Origin of the sequence: Micromonospora sp. DT4 (assembly GCF_049841675.1) — a bacterium.
Classification (GTDB): Bacteria; Actinomycetota; Actinomycetes; order Mycobacteriales; family Micromonosporaceae; genus Micromonospora.
Genome location: NZ_JBNCKT010000501.1, coordinates 1 through 244, shown reverse-complemented (window position 1 = coordinate 244; position 244 = coordinate 1). Strand labels below are relative to the sequence as shown.

The 244-nt window shown below is 58.2% G+C and carries 1 protein-coding gene; it reads right to left on the bottom strand.

Going from position 1 to position 244, the window contains the following annotated elements; genetic code table 11:
* Window positions 1-244: hypothetical protein (locus tag ACLQ24_RS30680; protein ID WP_425895205.1), on the bottom strand; the 244-nt coding region annotated here is incomplete at both ends.

Genomic DNA, 244 nt, shown 5'->3' with positions numbered 1-244 from the left:
ATAACTAATCGACGCCGCACCACCATCAGGCAACACCGCATGCGTCGGACCCGCATCAGTGAAAGCACTAAACACCGAGCCATCCGCCGACACCTGCGACACCACATGACTCGAACCGTCGTACGACACCTTCGAACCATCATCGAACGACCACGTACTACCACCACGCGCATACGAGATCGACGCGACACCACCATCCGGCAACACCGCATGCGTCGGCCCGTCATCGGTGAAAGCACTAAAC